Raw genomic sequence first — 22498 nt, 5'->3', positions numbered from 1 at the left:
GGCACCCGCCCCGACACATTCCCCCCGGTCCACACCACCAGGCCGTACCGCACCAACTCCGCATGCAACCCCGCCACCTCCGCACGCACACGCGCGACGGCGACCTCGGTCTTGACCCCGCTGACGTACCGCTGCTGACGTTCGGCGTCACTGCCCAGTGCCACAGGTTCGGCTCCCTTGCCCTGCTCGACGATGTCGGGTGATCGAATGCCCGGTCAATGTGACCGTTCACATTGAGGAAACTATAGCGATCCCGCGATGGTGCGTGTCAAGCCGTCACCGATCTCGGGTTGGTAACGCCGCTCAGGCGCGAACGCGTGCCGCGGCCGAGGCCCGCACGACCAGTTCGGGCACCAGTGCACCGCCCGAAGACGGCGGAGCGCCGTCTTCGGTGCCGAGCAGCACATCGACGCAGCGGCGCCCGAGTTCGGGGAAGTCCTGCCGCACCGTCGTCAGCGGCGGCCAGAAATGTGCCGCCTCGGGGATGTCGTCGAATCCGACGATGCTGATGTCGCGCGGCACGTCGAGCCCTTCGTCGCGGATCGCGTGCATGAGCCCCAGCGCCATCTGGTCGTTCGAGGAGAAGATGGCGGTGAAGTCCCGCACCCGCAGCAGCTCCCGGCCCGCGTAGTAGCCGAACTCCGCTGTCCAGTCCCCCAGGATCGGCGCCGTCGTGGGAATGTCGGCGGCGCTCATCTCGTCGAGGAACCCCATCATGCGCGCCTCGGCCTCGATCCAGTCTTGCGGCCCCGCGAGATGGTAGATGTCGCGGTGTCCGAGCGAGATGAGATGGCGCGTGGCCAGCCGGGCCCCCGCGATCTGGTCGACCGAGAGCGTGTGCCCGGGGTCGAGATCGGTGGACTGCAGCGTGACGTAGGGGATGTCGATGCGCTGGGCGGCGAGCGCGCGGAAGACCCGCACCTGCGGGGCGATGACGACGAGACCCTCGATCGACTGGGCCATGAGGTGCGACAGTCCGTCGGGGATCGACTGCGGATCGCCGGCTTCGATGTTGGCCGTGGACACCCAGTACCCGCGGGCGCGCGCCGCGGCCTCGATCGCGGCGATGCTCGACGCCGGCCCGTACTGCGAGCTCGACCCGGCGAGGATGCCGATGGTCTGCGAGCGGCTGGTCACGAGGGCCCGCGCGGCACGATTGGGGCTGTACTGCAGATCAGCCATGACCGCCAGCACGCGATCGCGGGTGGCCGGCCGAATGCTCGGGTGGTTGTTCAGCACGCGGGAGACGGTCTGATGCGAGACGCCCGACAGCCGCGCGACATCGCGGATGCTGGGCCTTCGCCCGCTCGCATCGTCGGTCATCCTCGTCCGCCCTTGCATGTGCACGGTCACATCACTGGCATCCATTATGTCGGCAAAGCCGCGCGCGGCGCCCGTCTTTCGTCGCATCCACGACTCCTCGCGCACCCGGACCCGCGGGCCTAGACTGCCCGCATGCCGGATCTCGGACGTTTCCTGCCCCTGAGCAATCGACCGGGTTCCGACGAGTCCACGGTCTCCCGCGACCGCCGCGAACAGATCGCCGGCGTCGTGGCATCCGCCGCCCGCATCGTCGCCGCGACGCCGCCCGAACAGGCATCCGGTCTCGCCGAAGAGTTCGTCTCTGCCGCGCGTCTGCGCGAGGACGTCTCCCCCGACGAAGCGGGCCTGCTGCTGCTGTCCACCCGGGTGCGCGAGGGCCGCAGGCGCGGCATCCGCTCCCTGTCACGCGTCGTGCGGGCGTATCTGCTGCTGGCCGAGAGCGCGGGAGTGACCGCGCAGCTGCCGCCCGCGGTCACCGGGGCCGTCGCCCTCTACGCCGCGACGACAGCCCCGCTGCCGCGCCGCGTGGTCGTCGCCGGCCACCGGGTGCGCGCAAGCGACGACGGCTGGGAGTTCGGCCGCGGCACGCGGCTGGAGGCGACGGGCGTGCAGATCATCGCGTTCCTGCTGGCGGTGTCGGAGCAGCCGCCGCGGCCGCCCGCGGCGCCGGGTACGCTCGGAATATGACCGGACTTCGCTGGGGGATCCTTGCCACGGGCGGTATCGCCCACGCTTTCACGAGCGACCTGCAGACAGCGGGGCTCGATGTCGCAGCCGTCGGTTCGCGCAGCGCCGGCTCCGCGCAGCGCTTCGCCGACGAGTTCGGCATCGCCCGCGCCCACGGCTCGTACGACGACCTCGCCGCCGACCCCGACGTCGACATCGTCTACATCGCCACCCCTCACCCGGCCCACGCCGAGAACGCCATCGCCATGCTCGAGGCGGGCAAGCACGTGCTCGTCGAGAAGCCGTTCACACTCACCGCCGCTGAGGCCGCCGCCGTGCGCGATGTCGCCCGCCGCACCGGCCTGCTCGCGATGGAGGCGATGTGGACGCGCTACCTCCCCCACATGGTGCGGGTGCGCACACTCATCGCCGACGGCGCCCTGGGCGAGGTGCGCACCGTCTTCGCCGACCACACGCAGCAGATCACCGACGACCCGACGCACCGCCTCAACGACCTCGAGCTCGGGGGTGGGGCGCTGCTGGACCTCGGCATCTACCCGGTGTCCTTCGCGTGGGACATCCTCGGTGCGCCCACCACAGTGCGGGCCGTGGCGCGACTGGCCGAGACCGGCGCGGACGCCGAGGTGGCCACCGTCATGACGCACGGCAGCGGTGCGCTGTCGACGACGGTGTCGTCGTCGCGGGCGGCCGGCCCCAACAGCGCCCACATCGTGGGCACCCGGGCCCGCATCGACATCGACCGCGTCTGGTACACGCCCACGACCTTCCGTCTGACCGCTCCCGACGGGACCGTGCTCGAGGAGTACGCCTCCGATGTCGACGGGCGCGGTATGCAGTACCAGGCACTCGCGGCCGAACGCCTCATCGCCGAGGGACGCGTCGACAGCGACCTGCTCCCCCTCGACGAGAGCGTCGCCATCATGGGCACGCTCGACGACATCCGCGCGCAGATCGGCGTGCACTACCCCCAGGAGGCATGATCATGGCCGATCCTCAGCCGGCCCGCGTCGCGGTCTACCTCGACTTCGACAACATCGTCATGAGTTGGTACGACCGCGTGCACGGGCGCAACGCCTACTCCCGCGACCGTCAGAAGATCGCCGCGGACGTCACCGACCCCGAGGTCGCCGAACGCCTGGCGGCGGCGACCATCAACGTCGGGGCCATCATCGACTACGCCGCCTCGTTCGGCACCCTCGTGCTGACGCGCGCCTACGCCGACTGGTCCATGCCGGTCAACGCCGAATACCGCGCGCAGCTCGTCGCGCGTGCCGTCGACCTCGTGCAGCTGTTCCCCGCCGCCGCCTACGCCAAGAACGGCGCCGACATCCGCCTTGCGGTGGATGCCGTCGAGGACATGTTCCGCCTGCCCGACCTCACCCACGTGGTCATCGTCGGCGGCGACAGCGACTACGTGCCGCTCGCGCAGCGCTGCAAGCGGCTGGGCCGCATCGTGGTCGGCGTGGGAGTGGCCGGCTCCACCGCCAAGTCGCTCGCCGCGGCGTGCGACCAGTTCGATTCGTACGACTCGCTTCCGGGTGTGACCCGGCCCGAGACCAACGCCGAGAAGAAGGATGCCGCGCCGGCGCGCTCGCGCGCCCGCAAGCGGGTCGTGGACCCCTCCACCGAACTGCTCGAGCGCGCGCTGCGGCTGGAGGGCGTGCGCACCGACGACGAGTGGGTCAACGCCTCTGCGGTCAAAGACCTCATGCGCCGCATGGACCCGTCGTTCAGCGAGAAGGAGCTGGGCCACAAGACGTTCACCGACTTCCTGCGCGAGCACCCGACGGTGGTCGAGCTGCGCGAAGAGGGCAACACCCGTCAGGTGCGCTTCCACCCCGACGCGCGCTGACCTCTCAGCGCCGGGCGGCGGGAGCGGTGGACCAGAGCGCCCACGCCACCAGCAGCGGCTGGAAGAACAGGCGCGCCAGCCGTTTCTGATCGGTGTCGAGCCCGAAACCGTCGCGCTTGTGCGTGTACTGGGCGATGTTGCCGGGGAAGACGGCGACGAAGAAGGCCGCCAGCGCGGCGCCGATACGCCGCCGTTCCTTCGGCAGCGCGATCAACGCCACCCCGAACGCGGCCTCGACCACTCCCGACGCCACCACGACACCGTCCTTGTCGATGGGGATGATCTCGGTGATGGCATCCGGCACCTGCGCCTGGAACTCCTTGCGTGCCCAGAACAGATGGCTGACTCCGGCGAACAGCATGAAGCCGGCCAGCAGCCAGCGCGCGACGATTCTCATGGCGACAGTCAAGTGCACTGCGGCGAGGGCGGCGACGGCTTGACAGGGGCGTGGCTAGGCTGAAGTGGTGAGCGAGGCCAGGCAACGAACCCCACTTCAGCGGATGCCGGATGGCACCATCAAGCAGGTCGGTCCCCTCACCGGCACCCGCGTGTGGACGGTTCCCGGTCGCGCCGGCCGACCGCTCTTCGTACCACGTGACGACGTCGCGGTACTCTCCCCCGGCGATGAGCGGCGACTGTGTGCGTTCTGCCAGGACCGGTATCTGGAGACCACACCCGAGAAGGTGCGACTCATCGGCCCCGACTTCACCGAGGTTCGGCGCGTGCCGGCCCGCGAACTGTCGGACACCGTCGCGGAGTTCCGCCGGTTCGGCAACCTGTTCGAGATCGTCTCGGCGGAGTACTGGCGCGAGAACCACGGGTTCCGCCAGCCCACCCGCGTCGTGCAGTGGGCACAGGAGTATCTGGCCGACCCGGTCGGGCGGCGGCATCTGCAGCACCTGGCGGCGATCCGCGCCGCCGCGACCGGTGACACGCCCAGCCTCGAAGAGGCGGCACTGGACCTCGTCGGCGGATCGCACGACGTCGTCGTCGCCCGCCGGCACGTCGTCGACGGCGCCGCGACCGACGACCAGCTGGCCTCGTCGGGCATGCTGACGCCCGACGAGCACGCGGCCTACATCGCCTTCACGGTGCAGTCACTCGACGAGATCGCCCGGGCGCAGCCGAACGCGGCGTACGTCGCGGTGTTCCAGAACTGGCTGCGCGCGGCAGGAGCGTCGTTCGACCACCTGCACAAGCAGCTCGTCGCGATCGACGAACCGGGACCCCAGCTCGACCACGAGTTGCGCATGCTGTCGGCTGACCACGCGCTCTATCAGCGGGCCATCGCCGACATGGCGGTGCGGGAGGGACTCGTCGTGGCCGCGACCGACGGTGCGGTGGTGTTCGCCGGCGTCGGTCACCGCTACCCCGCGTTCGAGGTGTACTCGACCTCCACCGCCAACCTCCCCCACGAGCACACCGCTCAGGAGGTGCGCGCGATGTCGGATCTCGTCCATGCGCTCCACGCCGCGACCGGACCGCAGGTGCCGACGAACGAGGAGTGGCACTACCGGCCGCCGGGGGCACCGTGGCCCATGCCGTGGCGGGTGGTGCTGAAGTGGCGCATCTCGACCCCGGCGGGGTTCGAGGGCGGCACGAAGATCTACGTCAACACGATCGACCCGTGGCAGCTGCGCGAGCGTGCCGTCACCCAGCTGCGGGCGCTGCGCGACGAGGGTCGCATCGCCGCCGGCATCCGCATCGGCGACGAGTGCACGCCCGGCGATGCGCGGCTGCGCTACGCCGACGACGCATGATCGACCTCGATCAGCTGCAGCGGTGGCCCGACGTCGAGTCGGCGTCGCTCACCGCCGTCGACGCCGCCGACCGGCTGCTGCTGGACGAGTCCGCCGCACCCCGGCGCGGGCTCGGCGACGGCGAGCTCGTCGTGATCGGCGACGCATACGGCGCCCTCGCCCTGGGCGCGGCGGATGCCGGTGCCACCGGCATCCGGGTGCATCAGGATCCGGTGACGGGCGAACAGGCGCTCGCGGCGAACGCCGAGCGGTTCGGGCTTTCGGATCGCGTGCACTCGATGCCGCTGGAGGCCGACCTCGTGCGCGGTGCACGCGTCGTGCTGCTGCGCCTCCCCCGCTCCCTCGCGGCGCTGCGCGACACCGCCGGACTCATCGCCGCGCACGCCGGCCCCGACGTGGTGGTCTTCGCGGGCGGACGGATCAAGCACATGGCGCTCGCGATGAACGATGTGCTGCGAGAGCACTTCGCCCGACTCGACGTGACCCACGCGCGCCAGAAGGCCCGGGTCCTGGTCGCCCGAGGACCGCAGCACGGTGCCGACCCGGTGGCGGCGCGCGAGAGCCACGACGGCCTCGTGGTGTGCGCGTTCGGCGGGGTCTTCGCGGGGCCGCGCATCGACATCGGCACGCGGCTGCTTCTCGCGCACCTCCCGCAGCAGATCCCCTCCGGTGCGCCCGGCGACCTCGTGGTGGATCTCGCCTGCGGCACCGGTGTGATCGCGACGGCGCTCGCGATGCGGCATCCGTCGGTGTCGGTCTATGCGTCGGATGCCTCGGCCGCGGCCGTCGCCTCGGCGCGCGCGACGGCCGCAGCCAACGGGGTCGCCGACCGGGTGACCGTCGCCCGCGACGATGCGCTGTCGGCGCTGGCCGACGGCTCCGTCGGCTTCATCGCGCTGAATCCGCCGTTCCACAGCGGCGCCGCCGTCACCGACGCACTCGCGCCGCGCCTGTTCGCCGACGCCGCGCGCGTGCTGCGACCGGGCGGGGAGCTGTGGTGCGTGTGGAACTCACCGCTGCGCTACCGCCCCGCGCTCGAGCGCCTGGTGGGACCCACCCGGCAGGTCGCGCGCGACCCGAAGTTCACCGTGACGGTCTCGACCCACCGCGGCTGACGGCCCCGTTTCGTCTCGCTGCGCTCGCCCGACGACCGCAAGCCGGCATCCACCCGATCCGTCGCCACGACTTCGGAGAAAGCCACAACCTCGGAGCGAAACCCCCGATCCGCTCCGAAGAACCGGCGATCCCCGAAGCACCGGCGACGACCGGATGCCACCAGCCACCGCCGCACCGCACCGCGGCGCGCCGGGTCAGGCCGGCAGGCGCGGCACCGACGCGAGCAGCCGCCGTGTGTACGGGTGATCCGGCGCGGTGAGCAGGCGCTCGGTCGGTCCCTCCTCCACGATGCGGCCCGATTCCAGCACCGCCATGCGACGGCACAGCGCCGACACGATGGTGAGGTCGTGCGAGACCAGCAGCATCCCGATGCCCTGCTCGCGCGCGAGCCGCTGGAACAGCTCGATCACGTGCATGCGCACGGAGGTGTCGAGGGCGCTCACCGGCTCATCGGCGAGGATCAGTCGTGGCCGCGGCGCGAGGGCGCGCGCGATCGCGATGCGCTGGCGCTGCCCGCCGGAGAAAGCCTCGGGGTAGCGCTCCGCGGCATCCGCCGGCAGGTCGACCGCCGTCAGCAGCTCTGCCACGCGCGCGGCCCGCGACGCGCGATCGCCCAGCCGCAGCGACTGCAGCGGCTCGACGATCGACTCCCCCACCGTCATGCGGGGATCCAGCGACGAGAACGGGTCCTGATACACCGGCTGCACAGCGCGACGGAACTCGCGCATCGATGCGGCCGACCGCCGGTCGAGCGCACGCCCCTCGAACAGCACGCGACCCGACGTCGGCGCAGTGAGTCCGAGCAGCACCCGCAGCAGCGACGTCTTTCCTGCGCCCGACTCGCCCACGAGACCCAGGCTCTCGCCCGGCGCGAGCGCGACCGACACGCCCTGCAGCACCGGGGCATCGCGGCCGTACGCGAAGGTCACGTCCTCCGTCGCCAGCAGCGGCGTCTGCGCGTCCGTCATCACGCGCCCCTCTCCGGTGTCGGCCTCGGCAGGAAGCCGTCCAGGCGCCGGGATGCCGCGACGAGCTCGGCCGTGTACGGGTCGCTCGGGGCGCCCAGGATCTGCGCCGTCTCGCCCAGCTCCACCTGCCGGCCGCCGCGCATCACCAGCACGCGGTCGGCGATGCCGGAAACGACCGGAAGGTCGTGGCTGATGAAGACGAGCGACATGCCCCGTTCGGCGACCTCGCGCTGCAGCAGCTCCAGGATGCCGGCTTGCACGGTGACATCCAGCGCCGTGGTGGGCTCATCCGCGATCAGCAGCCGGGGTCCCGCCGCCAGCGCGATCGCGATCGCCACGCGCTGACGCTGCCCACCGGAGATCTCGTGGATGTACGACCGCGCGATGCGCTCGGGGTCGCTCAGCTGCACGTCAGCGAGGGCATCGAGCACGCCGCGCCGCAACGCCTCACCGCGCAGCCCGCCGTGGTGCGCAAGCGGCCACGCCACCTGCTTGCCCACCCGCATGAGCGGATCCAGCGATGACAGCGGCTCCTGGAACACCGCGCTCATGGTCGCACCACGCACACGATCCAGGCGCCGCGACGGCGTGCCGACGATCTCGACCTCACCGGCATCCGTCGCCACCCGCGCCGACCCGTGCGCGACGAGCGGGTGCCCGAGCAGCCCCAGCACCGCGAGGGCGGTGAGCGACTTGCCGGAACCGGATTCGCCGATGATCCCGAGCCGCTCGCCGGGGGCGAGGGCGACGTCCACGGCGTGGACGAGGTCGACCGGGGCGGGCCCGTCGATGCGCACGCCGAGTCGTTCGATGGTCAGCAGCGCACTCATCCGATGCTCCGGGAGGTCGGGTCGGCGACGTCGCGCAGGCCGTCGGCGAGCAGGTTGACCCCGATGATGAGGGCCACGAGCAGAACGCCGGGGAGGATCGCGGCGGTCGGGGCGACGAGCACTGTGCTCTGCGCCTCCTGCAGCATCCGCCCCCACGAGGCGTTGGGCGGCGGCGAGCCGAGGCCGAGGTACGACAGCGACGCCTCCGCGCCCACGGCCCCGCCGAACTGCAGCGCGAGCGGGACGATGAGGGTGGGCCAGACGTTGCGCAGCACGTGCCGACGCACGATGCCGAGAGTGCCGGCGCCCGACGTCCGCGCCGCGGTGACGTAGTCCATCGCGAGCACCCGCGTCGCGGTGATGCGGGTGAGCCGGGCGATGACGGCCGCCCCCGCGAAGCCGATCGCGAGGATCGCCGAGTCCAGCGACGCCCCCCGCCACGCCACGATCAGCATCGCCAGCAGCAGCGTCGGGAAGGCGATCGCGATGTCGAGCAGGCTCGAAACGGCGTCGTCCACCCACCGCCGGGCGACGGCGGCGCAAAGTCCCAGCGTGATGCCGACGAGCGCCGCGATCAGGACGGATCCGAACCCCACCGCGAGCGCGAGACGCGCACCGATCATGAGCTGGGTGAACAGATCACGACCCAGTCTGTCGGTGCCCGCCCAGTGCTCGAGCGACGGCGGCTGCAAGCGCCCGCCGGAGGTGTCGTCGTAGGCGAACGGCGTCCAGAACACCGAGACGAGGCCGATGACGGCGATGAGGCCGAACAGGGCCGCGCCGACGGCGAGGTTGATCGACCGGCGTGCGTGCCGGCGGCGGGCGGATGCCGCGGGTGCGGGGGCCGGTGCCGGTGCCGCGCCGTCGGGCAGGAGCGTCACGGTCATGCGCGGGCCTTCGTCCGTCGGTTGCCGGAGAGGGAGTCCCGCAGGCGCGGGTCGATGATGCGCTGCAGCACGTCGGCGATGAACCCGAGCACGAGCACGAGCGCCGTCGAGAACAGCAGCACGCCCTGCACGCTCGGGAAATCCTGCTCCTTGATGCCGACCAGCAGCATGTCACCCAGGCCCGGTAGCGCGAACACGCGCTCGATGATGACCGCGCCCACGAACGTCGTCGACAGCTGGATCGCGAGGATCGAGATGAGCGGCACGACGCCGTTGCGCACACCGTGGCGCCAGAGTGCCGTGCCGAAGCTCTGGCCTGCGGCGCGCGCGGCGCGCAGGTACTGCTGCCCGAGGATGTCGAGCGTCGCGCTGCGCACGTACCGCGCCAGGTCGCTGCCCGCGACGATCGCGATCGTGATCACCGGCAGCGCGAGCGAGTACAGCGCCGCCCCGGGGTCCTCCCAGTCGGTGCGGGGGAAGCCGCCTGCCGGAAACAGCCGCCACCCGAGAGAGAGCACCGCCACGAGCAGGATGCCGACCCAGAACACCGGGATCGCCCCTCCCAGCTGCGACACCGCCGAGAACGTGGTGCCGTACCAGGTGCGCGACTTCCAGGCGGCGAAGAAGCCGACCGGCACCGCGATGATCACCGACAGCGCGAACGACAGCAGCGTCAGCGGCAGGGTGACGTTGAGCCGCCGCACGATCTCGTCGCCGACGTTCAGTCGGTTGGTGAACGACTGGCCGAGGTCGAATGACAGCAGCTGCCCGATGTACGACGCGAACTGCTCCCAGATCGGCCGGTCCACCCCGAGGCGCGCGGCGGCCGCGGCGATCTCGGCATCCGTCGCCCCGACCGAGATCAGCGCGAACACCGGGTTTCCGAGTACCCGCAGCACGACGAACAGGATCGTCACCGCCAGCGCGAACGCCAGCAGCAACAATCCTGTCCGTCGAAGCAGATACCGGGTGATCGCTACGCCTTCGTGATGTCGTACACGTAGAAGAGGGAGTTCAATCCATTCTCCGGCACGCCGGTGACCCCTTCAGCCGCGATGCGCAGCTGCGGGTTGAGGTAGAGCCAGATGCTCGCAGCGTCATCGGAGATCTGCTGGTTCGCCTTCGCGATCAGCTCGGTCTGCTCCTCGACGGTGGATGCCGCCTCGGACTCGGCCAGCCAGGTCTGCACGTCGGCGTTGTCGTAGCCCCAATAGAAGTCGGGGTTGCCGTAGAAGTTGATGTCGCGGTCGTTGACGTGGCCCTGCAGGGTCGCCTCGAAGTTCTTGTCGGTGTAGATCTTCTGGTACCACTCGTCGTCGGTGATGATGTTGATGTCGACGGTGACGCCGACCTTCGCCAGCTCCGACTTGAGGAACTCCGCCACCGTCGAGTGCACGCCCGAGTCGGGGGTGTCGATGGTGAAGGAGAATCCGTCGGCGTAGCCGGCATCGGCCAGCAGCTGCTCGGCCAGGGCCGGGTCGTAGGGGTTGTTGTCGGCGAGGTCGAGGTACCACGGCTCCGACGGGGGCACCATCGAGCCGATCAGCTCACCGCGGCCATCCCAGATGGCATCCAGCAGCTTCTCTCGGTCGATGGCCGAATACAGCGCCTTGCGCACGTTCACGTCGGTGAAGGGCTCGATGCGGTTGTTGAAGGCCAGCAGCTCCTTCGTGGTGGAGGTGCCCTCGATGATCTCGAAGCCGGCGGCTTCGAACTCGGCGAGGCTGTCGGGGTTGAACTGGCTCGTCACGAGGTCGACCGAGCCGGTCAGCAACGCGTTGTTGAGTGCCGTCGCGTCGGCGTAGTACTGGTACACGACGCCGCCGTTGGCGGGGGCGTCGCCCCAGTAGTCCTCGTTCACCTCGAGGGTGATCGAATCGCCCTTGCGGTAGTCGGCGAGGGCGTAGGGCCCGGTGCCGTCGGCGGTCGTGGTGAGCTCGCCCGCCTCGTCGTTGACGACCCAGACGTAGCCGAGGTTGTAGGTGAAGCTGATCGACGGCCGGCTCAGCGTGACGGCGACCGTCTTGTCGTCGATCACCTCGACGGTGTCGATGACGCTGAGCTGGTTCTTGCGGGCGGCGATCGACTCCTCGCCGACGAACCGCTCGAGGCTGTACTTCACGTCGTCGGCCGTCAGCGGGTCGCCCGAGTGGAACGTGGCATCCGCGAGGGCGAAGGTGTACACCAGCCCGTCGTCCGACACCTCGGTCGCGGTTGCCAGCAGCGGCTCGACCTCGGCGTCGTCGGTGATGCGGAACAGGCCCTCGTAGACGTTGCCGGTGAACGCCTCGGTGACGCCGGAGGAGCCGCCGAAGATCTGGTCGAGGTTCGTGGGCTCGTTCTGCGAGCCGACGACGATCTCGGCCGACGCGTCGGCGTCGCCGGATGCCGCGGGTGCGCCGCCCGAGGCGCAGCCGGCGAGCACGAGCGCACCGGCGGACACCGCAGCGGAGGCGGCGAGGAGTCGATTGAGGCGGCGTGAAGTCACGTCGGGTCCTTTGCTGTGAGGGTGAAGCAGTCGGCGCGGGGCCGGATTCGGGTGGGAGGGAGGGTCAGAGAGTGAAGCCGTCGGCGAAGCGCACGGTCTTCTCGCCCGCGCGAAGCGCGAACGGCAGCCGGTTCTGCAGTGGCGGCAGCGGGCAGTTCATCTGGTTCGAGAACCCGCACGGCGGCACGGTGGCCAGGTTGAAGTCGATCGTGAGGGCGACGCTGTCGCCGGGGCGCAGGGCGCGGGACTCCGCGGGGCGGTCGAGGAAGAGGAAACGGCCGGCACCGTAGGTCTCGGCGCCGTTGGTGCGGTCGCCGAAGACGAGCTGCAGCTTGGCGGTGCCGCCGGAGACTGTGTCGAAGGCGTTGAGGCGGTACTCGGTGCCGTCGACGGTGAACACGAGATCGCCGGAGACGGGGAGGCTCCGCGTGGCGCCGGCATCCCGGATGTGCTCGAACGGCACGACACGCTGCTCGTCGACGAGCTCGAACCGGCCCTCGAGCACCCAGGCGGGGTCGTACGGGTAGCGGTCGATGTCTTCGAAGGCCTGCTGGGCGGGGGAATCCTGCCGCCAGATGCGGTAGCCCTCCTGCGGCAGGCCGGTGTCGATGTCGGTGCGCTGCAGTCGGGTGAACAGCGCCTCGTCGGGCTGACCGTCGCGGGCGACGGCTTCGTCCACGGCAGGCTCGCCCGGGGCGGACCAGTGCGTGAGCACGAGCGAGAGGGCGCCCTGCGGGGCGGTGACGGCCTGCCGACGGGCTCGCGCCCATTCGGCGTAGGCGTCGGACGCGGTCGGAATCGTTTGAGTACTCACCATGACAGGTAATCAAACGCCGGGAGCGTTCGATAATTCCGTTTCCGCGTGTTTCTGTGACGCAGATTGCGCGGTAGCGACGTCAGTCGGCTGTCGCGCGGGCGACGCGCTCCGCGAACGCGACATACGCCTCGGGGTCGTCGTCGGCGGTCACCGCGCGCAGCACGACCTCGTCGACCGCCGACCGGTAGGCGGCGACCGCGCTGGGCATGTCGGCCGCGCTGTCGATGACGGTCGTGCGGGGCGCCACACCGAGCCGCGCGAAGTTGGCCGCGTAGCTCGCGAACCCGGCGTAGCGATCGGTCTCGGCCTGCAGACGCGCATCGGCGGCGGGGTCGACGACGGTGCGCACATAGAGGGCGACGTGGGCGCCGACCGCTTCAGCGTGGGCGGTGACCGCCTGCTCCGCGGCCGTCTGGGGATCGAGCCAGCTCAGCAGCACGCCGTCGGACTGCCCCGCCGCCAGGCGGCGCATGCGCGGTCCGAGCGCGCCCACCACGACGCGCGCTGCGGTGCGCTGCCGCAGGGCCGCGGCCGCGTCCCCCACGCGCGCCAGCGCGCCCGTGCGCAGCGCGCCTGACCCGATGCCGAGGGTGAGCCGGTGCTGCGGCAGGTCGAGCCGCGCGACGGTGTCGACGATGTCGTCGGCACTGCGGCGGTCGATCGGGATCACGCCGGTCGACAGCATCAGGCGGTCGGATGCCGCGGCCGCGGCGGCGAGGACGGCGAGCGCATCGGCGCCGGGGGTGTCGTTCACCCAGAGCGCGTGGAAGCCCGCACGCTCGAGCACGGGGGCCAGCGCCGCGGCGACCTCGGGTCCGGCGGCGGCGGCGATGCCGATCGACAGCATGTCAGCGACTCCTCTCCGGCGCGGTGGCCCACAGCGCCCACGCGACGAGCATCGGCTGCAGGAACAGTCGCAGCAGTCGGGCCCGGTCGGTGCGCAGCCCGGGCGCGGAGACGCCCGTGGCCCAGTGGTGCACGTTGCCGGGGAACACCGCGACGAACAAGGCGGCGACGGCCATGCCCGCGCGTCGCCGCTCGCGCGGCAGGGCGACCAGCCCGGCGCTGAGCACGAGCTCTGCCGCGCCGGATGCCACCACGATCATGTCTTCGTCGGTGTGCAGCAGCCGCGTCGCCCACGGCGGCACCGCGATGCGGAACCCTCGGCGCAGCCAGAACAGGTGGGCCAGGCCCGCGGCGGCGAGGAGCCCAGCGAGCACCCCGCGCGCGATGGTCCGGAGGATCGACGTCGACACGTGCCCATCCTGGCATCCGCCAGGATGGCCCGGGTCAGTCGCGACCGCCGGGAGGGCCGATGATCAGCAGCACCGTGAACACGACCACGACGCCGACCGCGAGCGCCAGGGCGAACAGCCAGGGGTGGCGCAGCAGCGTGCGGAAGATCCGGTCGTGCCAGGTGAGGTCGCGCGGGTCGTCGGTCTCGGTCGGGCGCCACTGTCCGGCGAGGCGGCCGGTGCGGTGCAGCCAGATCTCCACCGGGATGGTGGCGTACGGCACGATGGCCGCGCCGACGGCCACGGTGGTCGGCCACGGCGACCAGCGGTTGTTCTTGGCGACGACGATCGCGGTCGCGGCGTAGGAGAGGAACACGAACCCGTGGATGCCGCCACCGATCGAGACGGCGATGTCGAGCCCCACCGTCGCGCGCAGCACGAGTCCGGTGATCAGCAGTGTCCACGAGACGGCTTCGGCGAATGCGAGCACGCGGAACAGTGCCAGAGGGGTGCGGAACATTCCTTCAGTCTACCTGAAGGTCAGTGGCGTCCTCTTCACCGAACGGGCGCTCGTGCAGGCCCTCCAGCGCGGACGCGAGCGCGGGCAGGGCGCCGCTGAACGCGACATCCAGCGAGGCGAGGAGTGCAACCGCGGCGTCGAGGGCGCGCTGCCCCTTCTTCGTCACGCGGAGGTCTGACGCTGCACCCGCGTGCGCGGTGGCATCCGCCACCATTCCCGCCCCGGCAAGGGCACGAACCGCGGTGTGAGCGGTCTGCACGGTGATCTGACTGCGGCGGGCGAGCTCGCTGAACGAGATGCCGGGTTCGGCGCCGATGTGGGCGAGCAGACCGTACTTGCGCGTGGTGAGCCCGATGGCCTTCAGCGCAGCGCCCAGTCGCGCATCCCAGATGGCAGACACCGTCAACAGCGAGATGACCGGGCTGAAGGGGGGACGTTCAGCGTTCATCGCGATTCCTCCCTCGTTGTGAACCGACACTCTCTCGATGCTATCGATCCGTCACACCGCAGCACGACGCCCGGGCAGGATTAAACGATGACCCGAGCACTCAGTTCCACGACCGCCCGACTGACCGGGACCGCCCTCATCGTCCTCCCCCTGGTCGCCTTGGCACTCAAGCTCGCCTCGGCGGGCTGGATGGTCGTCGCGATCATCTGGACCGCGCCGGTGTGGCTCGTCGGCTATGCCCTGCAGATCGCCGTGGCCGCGAGCGGCTACCTCGGTGGCCGCGGGGCGCTGCGCGAGGGAACCGGCGCCCGGCGCGCGCTGATCGCGGCGTGGGCGACGAGCATCGCCGTCGTGCTCGTCGGCTTCTTCCTCGTCGACGGTGGAGACAGCGGCGACTGGGGATCCACCTTCATGCTCGCCGCCGGCCTGGCCGGCGACCGCGCCGCATCGGACGTGTCCTCCGCCGTCTGCGTCGTCGCGGCATCCGTCTGGCTCGCCGGCTGGATGTGGCTGGTCGTCGAGTGGGTCGTCGCGCTCGTCCGCCGCCGCCGCGCTGCCCGCCTCGTCGCCCCCTGAACTCCCGTCGGAATTCAGTCTCACCCCCGGCCACTCCCCCGGTTGCGGCACCGCCACCCGCTCACAGCCTGAATTCCGACGGCCACGCCGGCCCGCCCCACCGGCCGCAGGTCCACCGGCCACAGGTCCGCCCACACCCGCCGACTGCGTCCGCCCACCCGGCGCGCCGCTCGCCGGCGAGCCAGTTCTCCTGTCGAAAATCCGGCACCGCCGCACCCGCACCCCCGCAACACGCCCTCACCCGCTCACAGCCTGAATTCCGACGGCGGGGCCGCGCGCCTACGATCGCACCGGGCCGGTTCCCCTGTCGCCGGCGCCGCCCGCTCTCGCGGGAAGGCCGGCGAATCACCGGCCACCTGCTGCACACCGACGGCGGGTTCCCGTCGTTCGCGGTCACGGGCACTCCCGGAGCGGGTCGAGACCGCAGCCGAGGCCTCACCGCCGCCACCACCCCGCGTGAATCGTGGACAGGAACCGGTTTCTCACCTAGGCTGACGGGGATGAACCTCGTCAATGATGCGAGCTCGTATCGCAACCCGATCATCGACGCCGATGTCCCGGATCCCGACGCGATACGCGTGGGAGACCGCTTCTACCTCGTCGCGTCGAGCTTCCACCGCGCCCCCGGACTGCCGCTGTGGGTGTCCGACGACCTGGTCGCCTGGGAGCGCGTCGGCTATGCGCTCGCCGGCGGCGAGCCCGCGCCGTGGTTCGAGCTCCCCCGCCACGGTGGCGGGGTGTGGGCTCCCTCGATCCGTCACCACGACGGCCGGTTCTTCGTCGTGTACCCCGACCCCGATCAGGGCATCTTCGTCGTCACCGCCGAGGATCCGGCCGGACCGTGGTCCGCGCCCCACGCGCTGCTGCGCGGCCTCGGGATCATCGACCCGTGTCCCCTCTGGGACGACGACGGCAACGCCTACCTCGTGCACGGCTGGGCGCACTCCCGCTCGGGACGCAAGAACGTGCTGACGGTCGTGCCCGTCGACCCGCAGCTGCGGCATGCGGTCGGCCCTCCCGTCGACGTCATCGACGGCGATCGCCTCGAGGGCTTCACGACGCTCGAGGGCCCGAAGTTCTACCAGCGCGATGGCCGGTACTGGATCTTCGCCCCCGCCGGCGGCGTGGCCACGGGGTGGCAGACGGTGTTCCGCGCCGACGATCCGTTCGGGCCGTACGAGCACCGGATCGTGCTCGCCCAGGGCGACACCCCCGTGAACGGTCCGCACCAGGGCGCGTGGGTCGACGACGGGCACGGCGGCGACTGGTTCCTGCACTTCCAGGATCGGGGCGTGTACGGGCGGGTGCTTCACCTGCAGCCGATGGCCTGGGGCAACGACGGCTGGCCGACGATGGGCCAGGCGGCCGGCGGCGGGGACCCTCAGCCGGTCATCGAGCATGCCGTTGCGTTCCCCGAGCGCGGGCAGACGCGTCCGCGGGTGCGTACGCTCGCACGCCCCGACGACTTCGCGGACGGCATGCCGGGCACCCACTGGCAATGGGAGGCGAATCCCGACCCTCGGGCGATCGTCGGCGCCGGCCCCGGGCTGGGCCTGCGCGGCAACCCCGAAGGCGACAATGTGCGCACGATGCCGCGGGTGCTCTCGCAACCGTTGCCGGGCATGCCCTCGACGAGCGACGTCGACATCGCCCTCGAGAGCGTCGGGGCAGGCTCCCGCGCCGGGATCGCGGTGCTGGGAGAGGCGTATCTCTGGGCCGGTGTGCGCTCCACGGACGACGGCTTCGAGGCGGTCGTCGCGGTGCGCCACCCGGGCGACGTCACCGAGGGCGTCATCGCGACCTCGCCGCTGTCCGAACCGCAGGCGCATGTGCGTGTGCAGGTCGATGCCGACGCGGGCGTGCGGGTCGTGGTGACGGCACGAGACACCGTGATCATCGACACCGATCCCGTGTTCCGCGCGCGGCCGGGGCGCTGGGTGGGGGCATCCCTGTCGCTCTTCGCCGCCGGGCCGCGGACCGTCGAGACCGTCGGCCGGTTCGCTCATTTCTCGATCGACGTGCGGGACTGAGCTGGTGGGCAAGCGCGCGCGCACGACGCCGACGCGTCAGACGACGATCAACGACATCGCGCGCGCCGCGGGCGTGTCGAAGGCGACAGTGTCGCGCGTGCTCAACAGCGTGGAGACGGTGAACGAGGACCTCGCCGAACGGGTCCGCCGGGTCATCACCGATCTCGGCTACACCCCCAGCCAGACGGCTCGCTCCCTCTCCCTCGGGGTGAGCCGCACGGTGGGCGTCGTGGTCCCCGACCTCGGCAACCCGATGTTCCACCAGGTGCTCAACGGCTTCAACCGCGCCGCCGCGAACGACGGCTATCACGTGGTGGTGGCGGACTCGTTCGAGGATCCCGAGCGCGAGAGCGTCCTCGCGCAGGATCTGCGGGACCGCACGGATGCCGTCGCCCTCTTCTCCCCCCGTATGACGCGGGCGGCTCTGCTCGAACTCCTGCCGCGGATCGCCCCCGTGGCGGTCTTCAACCGCACCACCGGCAAGAACGCGGGGTCGGTGCGGATCGACTACCACGCCGGCACGATCATGATCGCCCGTCATCTCATCGAGCTCGGTCACCGACGCATCGTCTTCCTCGCCGGTCCCGCCGACGCACGGTCGAACTGGGAACGCGAGAAGGGGCTGGTCGAGATCAGACAGGCCCAGCCCGATGCGGACATCATCGACGTCGCCTGCGGATACTCCTTCGAAGACGGCTACCGCGCGTGGCCCGCGGTCCGCGACACCGGCGCGACCGCCGTGATCGCCTTCAACGACGTGGTGGCCCTCGGCCTTCTCGGCCGGCTCGCCGAGGAGAAGGTCTCGGTGCCCGACGACCTCTCCGTCGCCGGCTTCGACGACATCCCGTTCTCGCGCTACTCCTCGCCGTCGCTGACCACCATGACGGCGCGGTTGGCCGACATCGGCGAGCAGATCTGGGTGGTGCTGCGTTCCGAGATGACGGCAGAGCCGCTGCGCGAACCGATCATGTTCTCGCCCGGACTGGCCGTGCGAGGAAGTACGAAGGAGCTTTCGTGAGGATCGATCTGCTCCGCGGCGAGGCAGCCGCGGTCACCTACGACGACGGCGGCGACCTCGACCGCGTGCTGTCGCCTCGGCCGTTCCTCACGGGGACCACCCGCTCCGGCGCGGGAGTCACAGAGGTCACTCCCGCCGATCATCGGCATCACCTCGGGTTGAGCCTGGCCCTCCCCGACGTCAACGGGGTCTCGTTCTGGGGCGGCCGCACCTTCCGCCGTGACGCAGGGTCGGTGCTGCTCGACAATCACGGCATCCAGCGGGTCGATGAACGCGAGGTGGATGCGTCGGGCGGCCGGCTCGTCGAGACCCTGACCTGGCTCGACCACCGGGATGCCACGGTGCTCGCGGAGACCCGCACGATCACCGCGACCGAGACCGCCGAGGGATGGGATCTGACCTGGCGGTCGCGACTGTGCGCCACCGCCGGCGACGTCACCTTCGGGAGCCCTCAGACGAATGGCCGGGACGGCGCCTTCTACGGCGGGCTCTTCTGGCGCACCCCCTTCGAGCGGGCGACCGTGCGCACGCACGACGGCGCCGGGATCGCCGCGGCGCACGGCTCGCTCTCGTCGTGGCTCGCGATCGACGGGCCGCATGCCTCGGTCGTGGCGGCCACCACCACGGCGATGCCGTGGTTCGTGCGCGACACCGGCTACGTCGGCTTCGGTCCCGCCGTCGCCGTGACCGAGCGGCGGCGGCTCGCCGCCGGCGACACGCTGGACCTCACCCTCGCCGTCGCGGTGATGGACGCGCCGTCGACGGCGCCCGACCAGGTCGGCGCCCGCCTGCTCTCCGGCATCCTGGAGGCGGTGTGAGCGCCGGCATCCCCCGCGTCGCCGTCATCGGCATCGGCGGGCACGGCGCCAAGAACCTGGCCCACGTGGTGCGGCTGCACGACGAGGGGCGCGTGCATCTGGCGGCGGTCGCCGATCCCCACCCACCCGAGGGGGCGGTTCCGCCGGGCGTCATCTGGCACGCCGACGGCCTCGCTCTGCTCCAGGCCGAAGCGGTCGACGTGGTGGTGGTGTCGACCCCCATCCACACCCACTTCGACCTCGCCGCCGCCGCGGTGCGCGCCGGCGCCGATGTGCTGCTCGAGAAGCCCACGACCGCCACCCTCGACGAATTTGACCGGCTCACCGCGCTCACCCGTGAGCACGGCGCCCGCGTGCAGATCGGCTTCCAGAGCCTCGGCTGCGCCGCGATCGATGCCGTGCGCCGGCGTATCGCCGCGGGCGAGATCGGCGAGGTCGTGCGTTACGCCGCCACCGGCGCTTGGGTGCGCGACGAGTGGTACTGGTCCCGTGCGCGCTGGGCGGGCAGACGCACGCTCGACGGCGTCGTGGTCGCCGACGGGGTGCTCACCAATCCGCTCGCGCACGCGACGGCCACGGCCCTCGCACTGGCCGGCACCACCGGGCGCGATGACGTCACCGACATCGCGCTGGACCTCTACCGCGCCAATCCCATCGAGGCCGACGACACGTCGGTGGCGATCCTGCACCTCGCCGACGGTCGCCGGCTGACCACCGCGGTCACGCTGGCGGCGGCACGCAACCTCGAGCCGCACGTCGACGTGGTCGGCGAGCGCGGCATGCTGCGGCTGTTCTACAAGACCGGGCGGGTGCAGCTGCTGGACCCGCACGGGTCCGTCACCGCCGAGGAGACGTTCGGCTTCGTCGGACTCCTCGATGATCTGCTCGCCGCGCGGCAGACCGCGGCGCGCCTGTGCGCGCCGATCGAGGAGACCGGGGCGTTCATGCGGCTCGTGGATGCCGTCGTCAGCGCGCCTGCGCCGACGCCCATCGCACGCGAGCACGTGGCGTGGCGCACTGATGAGCTGGGCCGGCACCCGGTGGTCCGCGATGTGGAGCCGGCGCTCAGCGACGCCCTGCGCACGCAGCAGACGTTCGCGCAGCTCGGCGTGCCGTTCGCGGTGGAGTCCCGCCATGGGTGACGCGCTCTCCGGGTTCGTCGATCGGGCACTCGATGCCGATATCGCGCTGCACACCCTGCAGGTGAGCGTCGACGGCGAGCTCGCCGTGACAGACGGCATCGCCCCCTTCCACGTCGATGAGCCGCACCGCCTGTACTCGGTGTCGAAGTCGATCACGGGCCTCGCGGTCCTCCTGCTCGCAGACGAGGGCGCGCTGACGCTCGACGACCCCGTCGTGGATCATTTCCCCGAGATGCCCCCGGTGCACCCGTGGCTCGCCGAGACCCGCATCGACGACATGCTGGCCATGACCGGCCCGCACAGCCGCACGACCTACGACGCCGAGGGCGACGGCTGGCTCGAATCGTACTTCCGCGTGCCGCCGACCCACCGCCCGGGCACGTTCTTCACCTACGACACCAGCGCCTCCTACGTGCTGGCGGCGCTCGTGGAGCGCCTGAGCGGCGGCACCGTGCTCGACTATCTCCGGCCTCGCGTCCTGGAGCCCCTCGGCGTCGGGGCCGGCGCCCGCTTCCTGACCGGACCCGAGGGATACAGCCACGGCGGGTCCGGGCTCATGGCGGCACCGGCGGATCTGCTGCCGCTGGCGGAGGTGATCAACGGCGGCGGCGTGCGCGGCGGCTCCCGCATCGTCCCCGAAGCCGTCGTGCGCCGACTGATCGAGCGCCGCAGCGACCCCGGCATGCAGACGTGGGGCGCGCCGCTGCGCGCCGGGTACGGGCGCCAGGTGTGGCTTCCCGGTGGGGGCGCCTGGCTGATGTTCGGCCTCGGCGGCCAGCTCGTGTACGGCGATCCGGCGAAGAAGGTCGCCGCCGTCGTGACGGCCGATGCCACGGCGCTGGCCAGCGGAGATCAACGGCTCGTGGATCTGCTCTGCGAGGCCTTGGGCGCCGAGACGCCCGCGCCGGGCGCCGTTCTGCGTGCGCCGACCCGCGCACACGATGCGGCTTATGCCCGCACACGGCGCGGGCGGTACGAGGTGCTCACCGGTGAGGACGCCCCGACGCAGCTGCACGTCGATCTGGCCGCCGACACCGGGCAGGTGCGCATCGGCGGCGAGCACGTCCCTTACTCGGTCACCGCACCGGTGGTGGCGGAGCTCGGTCTCGGGCGTGCCGTCGTCACGGCGGGGTGGAGCGCACCCGGCGTCCTCGAGCTGCGCGTGAGCGCCGCCGCCGACGACATCGCGTCCGTGCGCATGCGGATCGTGACACACGCCGACGACCTCATCAGCGTCATGTCGCAGGGGTTCGGTCCGGCGATCGGACCGGCATGGACCTGGCGCGGCACCTATCGCGCAGCGGCTGCCGCCTCGGCGCCCTGATCGGGCCGATCCGCGACCGCGACGATGCCGTGCGCGAGCAGCCCCTCGAGCACGAGCTCCGCGACGAGCGACGCACCCGCGGCGGAGAGGTGGGTGTCGTCCTGCTCGCCGTCGGGGTACCCGGGCCACTCCCCCGGCGCCAGCCACAGGAACGAGTCCTTGCTCGCCTCGACTCCCTGGCTCTGCCAGAGGCGGCGGGTGCCGAGCGTGAGGTCGATCAGCGCGACGTCGTCCTCGCGGGCGACGGTGCGGGTGCGGTCGGGATACGGCCCGTGGGTCGTCTCCAGCACGTCCCCGACGAAATGGCGTCGTTCGATGGGCGTGAGCAGCACCGGAACGGCTCCGCGCTCGCGGGCACCCGCGACGAAGCGTCTCAGGTTCGCGGGGAACGCGGTGTCGGCATCGGTGTAGCGGTGGTCGGGCTTCGGGTCGTTGTGGCCGAAGCACACCAGCAGGGCGTCACCCGGGCGCAGCTCGGCAAGGGCCGCATCGAGCAGCCCGGCCTCGATGAAACTCCCCGTGCTCGCGCCCGACAGGGCATGGTTGCTCACCACGAGGTCGCCCCGGGCCGCCAGCGCCTGCCCCCAGCCGGTGCGTGGAGCATGCTCGGGCGCGTAGTCGCTCGCGGTGGAGTCTCCGGTGATCACGATGCGCATGGG

General features: G+C 71.4%; 24 protein-coding genes and 1 pseudogene. 11 read left to right on the top strand and 14 right to left on the bottom strand.

Going from position 1 to position 22498, the window contains the following annotated elements:
* Together H9651_RS14610 and H9651_RS02575 are read right to left on the bottom strand one after the other, a co-directional pair.
* Window positions 1-158, bottom strand: a pseudogene (locus H9651_RS14610) (L-ribulose-5-phosphate 4-epimerase); the annotation flags it as partial.
* Window positions 159-303: 145 nt separating this feature from the next.
* Window positions 304-1323 (bottom strand): LacI family DNA-binding transcriptional regulator, encoded by a 1020-nt coding sequence (locus H9651_RS02575; RefSeq protein ID WP_191717514.1) that lies wholly within the window; start codon window positions 1321-1323, stop codon window positions 304-306.
* Window positions 1324-1455: 132 nt separating this feature from the next.
* Between H9651_RS02575 and H9651_RS02570 the strand changes: the two genes are divergently transcribed.
* Genes H9651_RS02570 through H9651_RS02560 form a run of 3 tightly spaced genes read left to right on the top strand, consistent with a single transcriptional unit; the run spans window position 1456 to window position 3862 of the window.
* The gene (locus H9651_RS02570; protein ID WP_191717513.1) at window positions 1456-2010 is read left to right on the top strand and encodes a hypothetical protein; all 555 of its coding nucleotides are present in this window, start codon (window positions 1456-1458) and stop codon (window positions 2008-2010) included.
* On the top strand, window positions 2007-2990 hold the full coding sequence (locus tag H9651_RS02565) for a Gfo/Idh/MocA family protein (protein ID WP_191717512.1): 984 nt from the start codon (window positions 2007-2009) through the stop codon (window positions 2988-2990). Before H9651_RS02570 ends, H9651_RS02565 begins: the two co-directional genes overlap by 4 nt.
* Before the next feature lie 2 nt (window positions 2991-2992).
* Window positions 2993-3862 carry an NYN domain-containing protein gene (locus tag H9651_RS02560; protein WP_191717511.1) on the top strand — a complete coding sequence of 290 codons (870 nt, stop codon included), beginning with the start codon at window positions 2993-2995 and terminating at the stop codon, window positions 3860-3862.
* A gap of 4 nt (window positions 3863-3866) precedes the next feature.
* On the opposite strand, the gene H9651_RS02555 is transcribed toward H9651_RS02560, so the two are convergent.
* A complete protein-coding gene (locus H9651_RS02555) occupies window positions 3867-4259 on the bottom strand; it encodes a DoxX family protein (protein ID WP_191717510.1) in 393 nt (130 codons plus the stop codon).
* Window positions 4260-4362: 103 nt separating this feature from the next.
* Here H9651_RS02555 and H9651_RS02550 point away from each other — a divergent pair, with 103 nt between their 5' ends.
* Both H9651_RS02550 and H9651_RS02545 read left to right on the top strand, forming a co-directional pair.
* Window positions 4363-5622 carry a DUF4921 family protein gene (locus H9651_RS02550; protein WP_191717509.1) on the top strand — a complete coding sequence of 420 codons (1260 nt, stop codon included), beginning with the start codon at window positions 4363-4365 and terminating at the stop codon, window positions 5620-5622.
* A complete protein-coding gene (locus H9651_RS02545) occupies window positions 5619-6737 on the top strand; it encodes a class I SAM-dependent methyltransferase (protein WP_191717508.1) in 1119 nt (372 codons plus the stop codon). Before H9651_RS02550 ends, H9651_RS02545 begins: the two co-directional genes overlap by 4 nt.
* Before the next feature lie 195 nt (window positions 6738-6932).
* On the opposite strand, the gene H9651_RS02540 is transcribed toward H9651_RS02545, so the two are convergent.
* The 10 genes from H9651_RS02540 to H9651_RS02495 all read right to left on the bottom strand — a co-directional run bounded on the left by H9651_RS02540 (window position 6933) and on the right by H9651_RS02495 (window position 14931).
* Entirely contained in the window at window positions 6933-7706 is a 774-nt protein-coding gene (locus tag H9651_RS02540) for an ABC transporter ATP-binding protein (protein WP_191717507.1), read from the bottom strand.
* Entirely contained in the window at window positions 7706-8536 is an 831-nt protein-coding gene (locus tag H9651_RS02535) for an ATP-binding cassette domain-containing protein (protein WP_191717506.1), read from the bottom strand. The genes H9651_RS02540 and H9651_RS02535 overlap by 1 nt, the downstream gene beginning before the upstream one ends.
* Complete coding sequence (locus H9651_RS02530; RefSeq protein WP_191717505.1) at window positions 8533-9423, bottom strand: ABC transporter permease; 891 nt, start codon at window positions 9421-9423, stop codon at window positions 8533-8535. Before H9651_RS02530 ends, H9651_RS02535 begins: the two co-directional genes overlap by 4 nt.
* Window positions 9420-10364: an ABC transporter permease gene (locus tag H9651_RS02525; protein WP_225216220.1), complete on the bottom strand. Its 945-nt coding sequence runs from the start codon at window positions 10362-10364 to the stop codon at window positions 9420-9422. The genes H9651_RS02530 and H9651_RS02525 overlap by 4 nt, the downstream gene beginning before the upstream one ends.
* A 35-nt stretch (window positions 10365-10399) precedes the next feature.
* Window positions 10400-11911, bottom strand: a complete 1512-nt coding sequence (locus H9651_RS02520) for an ABC transporter substrate-binding protein (protein ID WP_191717504.1) — start codon at window positions 11909-11911, stop codon at window positions 10400-10402.
* A 64-nt stretch (window positions 11912-11975) separates the two neighbouring features.
* Entirely contained in the window at window positions 11976-12728 is a 753-nt protein-coding gene (locus H9651_RS02515) for a DUF1684 domain-containing protein (protein WP_191717503.1), read from the bottom strand.
* A gap of 79 nt (window positions 12729-12807) precedes the next feature.
* Window positions 12808-13575 (bottom strand): LLM class flavin-dependent oxidoreductase, encoded by a 768-nt coding sequence (locus tag H9651_RS02510; protein ID WP_191717502.1) that lies wholly within the window; start codon window positions 13573-13575, stop codon window positions 12808-12810.
* A gap of 1 nt (window position 13576) precedes the next feature.
* Window positions 13577-13984, bottom strand: a complete 408-nt coding sequence (locus H9651_RS02505; protein WP_318244726.1) for a DoxX family protein — start codon at window positions 13982-13984, stop codon at window positions 13577-13579.
* 34 nt (window positions 13985-14018) lie between these two features.
* Window positions 14019-14483 (bottom strand): DUF3817 domain-containing protein, encoded by a 465-nt coding sequence (locus tag H9651_RS02500; RefSeq protein WP_191717501.1) that lies wholly within the window; start codon window positions 14481-14483, stop codon window positions 14019-14021.
* Between the two features lie 4 nt (window positions 14484-14487).
* Window positions 14488-14931, bottom strand: coding sequence for a MarR family winged helix-turn-helix transcriptional regulator (locus H9651_RS02495; protein ID WP_191717500.1), 444 nt, complete (start codon window positions 14929-14931; stop codon window positions 14488-14490).
* A gap of 87 nt (window positions 14932-15018) precedes the next feature.
* Here H9651_RS02495 and H9651_RS02490 point away from each other — a divergent pair, with 87 nt between their 5' ends.
* From H9651_RS02490 to H9651_RS02465, 6 genes are all read left to right on the top strand, one after another.
* On the top strand, window positions 15019-15507 hold the full coding sequence (locus H9651_RS02490; RefSeq protein WP_191717499.1) for a hypothetical protein: 489 nt from the start codon (window positions 15019-15021) through the stop codon (window positions 15505-15507).
* A gap of 500 nt (window positions 15508-16007) precedes the next feature.
* On the top strand, window positions 16008-17537 hold the full coding sequence (locus H9651_RS02485; RefSeq protein WP_191717498.1) for a glycoside hydrolase family 43 protein: 1530 nt from the start codon (window positions 16008-16010) through the stop codon (window positions 17535-17537).
* A gap of 4 nt (window positions 17538-17541) precedes the next feature.
* On the top strand, window positions 17542-18555 hold the full coding sequence (locus tag H9651_RS02480; protein ID WP_191717497.1) for a LacI family DNA-binding transcriptional regulator: 1014 nt from the start codon (window positions 17542-17544) through the stop codon (window positions 18553-18555).
* Window positions 18552-19373: a DUF6807 domain-containing protein gene (locus tag H9651_RS02475; RefSeq protein ID WP_191717496.1), complete on the top strand. Its 822-nt coding sequence runs from the start codon at window positions 18552-18554 to the stop codon at window positions 19371-19373. Before H9651_RS02480 ends, H9651_RS02475 begins: the two co-directional genes overlap by 4 nt.
* A complete protein-coding gene (locus H9651_RS02470) occupies window positions 19370-20515 on the top strand; it encodes a Gfo/Idh/MocA family protein (RefSeq protein ID WP_191717495.1) in 1146 nt (381 codons plus the stop codon). The genes H9651_RS02475 and H9651_RS02470 overlap by 4 nt, the downstream gene beginning before the upstream one ends.
* The gene (locus H9651_RS02465) at window positions 20508-21839 is read left to right on the top strand and encodes a serine hydrolase domain-containing protein (protein WP_191717494.1); all 1332 of its coding nucleotides are present in this window, start codon (window positions 20508-20510) and stop codon (window positions 21837-21839) included. The genes H9651_RS02470 and H9651_RS02465 overlap by 8 nt, the downstream gene beginning before the upstream one ends.
* Here the strand turns inward: H9651_RS02465 and H9651_RS02460 are convergent.
* Window positions 21806-22495, bottom strand: a complete 690-nt coding sequence (locus tag H9651_RS02460) for a rhamnogalacturonan acetylesterase (protein ID WP_191717493.1) — start codon at window positions 22493-22495, stop codon at window positions 21806-21808. The two genes, H9651_RS02465 and H9651_RS02460, sit on opposite strands and share 34 nt — an antisense overlap.
* Window positions 22496-22498 lie beyond the last annotated feature (3 nt).

The organism is Microbacterium pullorum (assembly GCF_014836535.1).
GTDB lineage: Bacteria > Actinomycetota > Actinomycetes > Actinomycetales > Microbacteriaceae > Microbacterium > Microbacterium pullorum.
The sequence above is the reverse complement of the archived record's forward strand: the minus strand, read 5'-3'. Positions and strand labels throughout refer to the sequence as shown.